This is a genomic window from Paramuribaculum intestinale (assembly GCF_003024925.1).
GTDB classification, from domain to species: Bacteria; Bacteroidota; Bacteroidia; order Bacteroidales; family Muribaculaceae; genus Paramuribaculum; species Paramuribaculum intestinale.
Genome location: NZ_PUED01000193.1, coordinates 1 through 4154 on the forward strand (window position 1 = coordinate 1; position 4154 = coordinate 4154).

5 protein-coding genes are annotated in these 4154 nt (G+C 52.8%); all 5 read left to right on the forward strand.

Annotated features, from left to right (window positions below):
- Positions 1-1338, forward strand: a 1338-nt coding sequence (rsxC, locus tag C5O24_RS11265) for an electron transport complex subunit RsxC (protein WP_107681841.1), incomplete at its 5' end; no start/stop codon positions are given.
- Positions 1335-2288 carry an RnfABCDGE type electron transport complex subunit D gene (locus C5O24_RS11270; protein ID WP_107035187.1) on the forward strand — a complete coding sequence of 318 codons (954 nt, stop codon included), beginning with the start codon at positions 1335-1337 and terminating at the stop codon, positions 2286-2288. The genes rsxC and C5O24_RS11270, both read left to right, overlap by 4 nt.
- Entirely contained in the window at positions 2285-2881 is a 597-nt protein-coding gene (locus tag C5O24_RS11275; RefSeq protein ID WP_107035186.1) for an RnfABCDGE type electron transport complex subunit G, read from the forward strand. The genes C5O24_RS11270 and C5O24_RS11275 overlap by 4 nt, the downstream gene beginning before the upstream one ends.
- Complete coding sequence (locus tag C5O24_RS11280) at positions 2856-3443, forward strand: RnfABCDGE type electron transport complex subunit E (RefSeq protein WP_107035185.1); 588 nt, start codon at positions 2856-2858, stop codon at positions 3441-3443. Before C5O24_RS11275 ends, C5O24_RS11280 begins: the two co-directional genes overlap by 26 nt.
- Positions 3437-4015, forward strand: a complete 579-nt coding sequence (locus C5O24_RS11285; protein ID WP_107035184.1) for an electron transport complex protein RnfA — start codon at positions 3437-3439, stop codon at positions 4013-4015. The genes C5O24_RS11280 and C5O24_RS11285 overlap by 7 nt, the downstream gene beginning before the upstream one ends.
- The last annotated feature ends 139 nt before the right edge of the window (positions 4016-4154 follow it).

The window sequence follows — 4154 nt, forward strand, 5'->3', positions numbered from 1 at the left end:
GCATTATCATATTCGGAAATGAAACGTCGCACATTCTCGCCCGGTGGAATCCATCCTCCGCAGCTAAAGTCAACGGCCGGCAGCCGGATAATAGCGGTGGATGCCCCAGTGTCGATAGTCTTGCCTTTGGGGCAGCATATCGGTCGTGGGGCAATCCCTGTTGTGGGCAAAGGTGACAGGGTCGAGGCCGGTCAGCCGGTGGCTGTGGCAGGTCCCGATGGTGTTTCGGCTGCGGTGCATACTCCTTTTTCCGGTCGGGTATCGGCTATCGGACAGAAACGGGATAGCAGAGGATTGCCGGTCGAGTCGGTGTCGATTGATGTCGAGCCGGGGCAGTCGGTGGCGGATGTCGACAGGACTTTGGCGGATGTCGGTCCGGTAGGACTGGGTGATGTGGTCAAGGCTGCTTCCGATGCCGGTATTGTCGGTCTTGGCGGTGCTGCTTTTCCTACGGCGTTCAAGATCGGTGGCTGTAATGGTCTGGCGATAGATACTGTGGTGATCAACGGAGCCGAATGCGAGCCGGTGTTGACTTGCGACGATGCGATGATGCGTGTGCATCCCGATGAAATTGTGGCAGGTACGCGCCTGATAAAGTCGGCTGTCGGTGCTACACGGGTGATAATCGGTGTGGAACTCAACAAGCCGGAGGCAATATTCAGGCTGCAAGAAGCGTCGGCGGCGCATGGTGATGTGTCGGTGGTCGGGCTGCAGACTAAATATCCGCAAGGAGGCGAGCGTCAGCTCGTACAGGCTGTGACCGGCCGCTATATTGCGCAGGGATGTCTGCCGATGACAGTAGGAGTTGTGGTGCAGAATGTGTCGACTGCGCGTGCTCTGTACCGGGCGATGGCGTTTGGTGAGCCGTTGGTGAACAGGATTGTGACCGTGGCCGGTGAAGCTATAGGTCGTCCGGGCAATTATCTGGTGCCGATCGGTATGTCGGTGGCTGAGCTGCTGGGGCAGGCCGGAGCTGATCTTGACCGTATTGACAAGCTTGTGGCCGGAGGCCCTATGATGGGGCGTGTGATAGAATATATCGATGGACCGGTGACAAAATCCATGTCGGCGGTGCTGGCTTTGTCGGGCAATGATGCATTCAGACGCCGGGTTGAGCCGTGTGTGAGATGTGGACGGTGTGTGGATGTGTGTCCAAACGTTTTGGAACCCTATCTGATCGCTACATACGGACGTCTGGGGCGAGTGGATGATGCCGCAGAGGCTGGTGCGTTGATGTGTATGGAGTGTGGTTCGTGCAGTTATGTGTGTCCGTCGTCGCGGCCAATCACTGATATGATCCGTGTGGCAAAATATTTAATACGAAAATCCCGTAAATGAAGACTCTTGTAATTTCACAGTCACCTCATATACAGTCGCCTCGTACGACGTCGGATGCGATGCGTCATGTGGTTGTGGCATTGCTGCCGGCATTGGCGGTGGGAGTGTGGCGGTTTGGTGTATCGGCGGCAGCAGTTGTCGCAGTGGCAGCTTTGTCGTGTCTGGCGTCGGAATGGCTGATAGCGAGGTTTGTGATGGGTCGCCGTGTGGCTTTCTTTGGCTGGGCGCCGCTTGTCACGGGTCTGCTGCTTGGTATGAATCTTCCGTCGGGTATTCCGCTGTGGGCGGTTGTGATCGGTTCGTTGTTTGCGATCGGTGTTGGCAAGATGGCTTTCGGTGGCCTGGGATGTAATATTTTCAATCCGGCATTGGTCGGGCGGGTGTTTTTATTGCTGTCGTTCCCGGCGCTGATGACGTCATGGCCTGTGGTCGGAGATGGGTGTCTGTCGTGGGCTGATGCTGTGACAGCTCCGACTCCGCTTATGCTTGTCAAACAGGGAGTTGTTCCGGATAATCAAATGGTTATCGGCGAGTTGGTCGGCAATGTCGGTGGATCACTTGGCGAGGTCGGGGCGATAGCTATATTGCTTGGGCTGGTATATCTCATGATGTTCAGGATAGTGACGTGGCACATACCGGTTTCGATAATTTTGTCGGTCGGCGTCGTGTCGTGGCTGTCGGGCGGAAATCCGTTGTTTGATATTGTGTCGGGTGGGTTGATGCTTGGTGCGGTGTTTATGGCAACCGACTATGTGACATCTCCGATGACCCGTCGCGGACAGCTTTTATATGGTGTGATGATAGGTGTTATTACTGTGGTGATCCGTCGTTGGGGTGTGTATCCCGAAGGGGTGTCGTTTGCCATACTGATCATGAATGGCGCGACGCCGCTGATCAACCGGTATGTGAGGCCGCGGCCACGCCGATGTGCGGAAGGGAGGTGTGTATGAGCCGGCCGGATTCTGTTTGGCGCATGATTGCTGTGCTTGGGAGTGCAGCATTGATCTCAGGAGTGTTGCTTGGATATTTCCACGACCTTACCGCGACGCCGATCGCACAGGCTTCTGCGCGGCGGCTGTCGGAGTCGTTGCGCGAGATGATGCCTTCGTTTTCAAACGATCCGTTGACGGATGCTGTAGGGGCATGCGTTGACGGCGATAGTCTGAGGATATATCCTTGTATGGATGACGGCAGTCTGGTGGGTGCCGCAGTGGAAAGCATCAGTCATAATGGCTTTGGTGGAGATATACGTGTGCTGGTCTGTTTTACTCCTGACGGAGCGGTGGCGGGGTTTCGCGTTATTGAGCATTCGGAGACTCCTGGACTGGGAGCCAAAATGGAGGATTGGTTCAGTGGTGAGCCACGACGTTCGGCTATAGTCGGCAGTGGGGGTGGAGGAAATCTGAAAGTCAGTGCTGACGGCGGCAGCGTGGATGCGATCACCGGCGCTACGATAACGTCGCGTGCGTTTGTCGAAGCTGTCAATCGGGCGTGTAGTGTCTTTAATCGATATCGAAATGAGCAAGCTGAATATTATTCTTAACGGATTGATAAATGAAAATCCGACATTTGTGCTGCTTCTCGGAATGTGTCCGACTCTCGGCACGACGGCAAGCGCCATGACGGGTATGAGCATGGGGCTTGCGACGATGTGTGTGCTGATATGTTCCAACTGTGCTGTGTCGTCGATAAAAAGCATTGTTCCTGCCAAGGTGCGGATCCCTGTATATATTGTTGTGATAGCCACTTTTGTGACGATACTCCAGTTGGTGCTCAAGGCTTATATGCCGGCGCTCGATGCGGCTCTCGGCATATTCATACCTCTGATTGTGGTCAATTGCATTCTCCTTGGCCGTGCTGAGGCTTTTGCTTCACGCAATAATGTAGTGGATTCCATACTTGATGGACTTGGTATCGGTTTGGGATTCAGCATGGCTCTGACGATGCTTGGCGGACTCCGGGAACTGCTCGGTGCGGGAACTGTATTCGGTATGATGGTTTACCCCGACAGTTTCGCACCCTTGGTCTTTGTTCTCGCTCCGGGTGCTTTTATCGTTCTTGGCATGATGATAGCGTTGTTAAACAGAATACGTAAGAGATGCTGACATATATATCTATAGTAGTTACCGCGATATTTGTCAATAATATCGTGTTTGCACAGTTTCTCGGCATCTGTCCTTTTATAGGGGTGTCGCGCAATATGTCGTCAGCTGTCGGCATGGGGCTGGCTGTGACTTTTGTCATGGCGCTTTCGACGAGTGTCACATGGATTTTGCAGACCTGTATTCTTCATCCGTTTGGACTTGATTATATGCAGACGATAGCTTTTATATTGGTCATTGCTGCTCTTGTGCAGATGCTGGAGATTGTGCTTCGCAAGATTCATCCTGTGTTGTATGCTTCGCTGGGGGTGTATCTGCCATTGATAACCACAAACTGTGCAGTGCTTGGTGTTGCTCTTATCACGGTTCAGCATAGTATGCCGTTTTTGCAAAGTCTGGTTCATGCAGTTGCTACTGCACTTGGTTTTATGATGGCATTGGTGCTTTTTGCCGGTATCCGTCGGCAATTGGATCTTGTTGATGTCCCCGGGCCTATGAGGGGAGTCCCGATAGCTCTTATCTGTGCGGGCTTGCTTGCTATGGCTTTTATGGGATTTGCAGGAATGAAATTTTAATCGCGATAATGTTCTGTCAGTCAGCTGATGGGGCGGTTTTCGGGATTTTTGTTCAACTTTTTTCGTGAAAAAAGTGTTGTAAAAATTTGGTGGTTGTTGAAAAAGTGTCTACCTTTGCACTCGCTTTTGAGAAACAAAC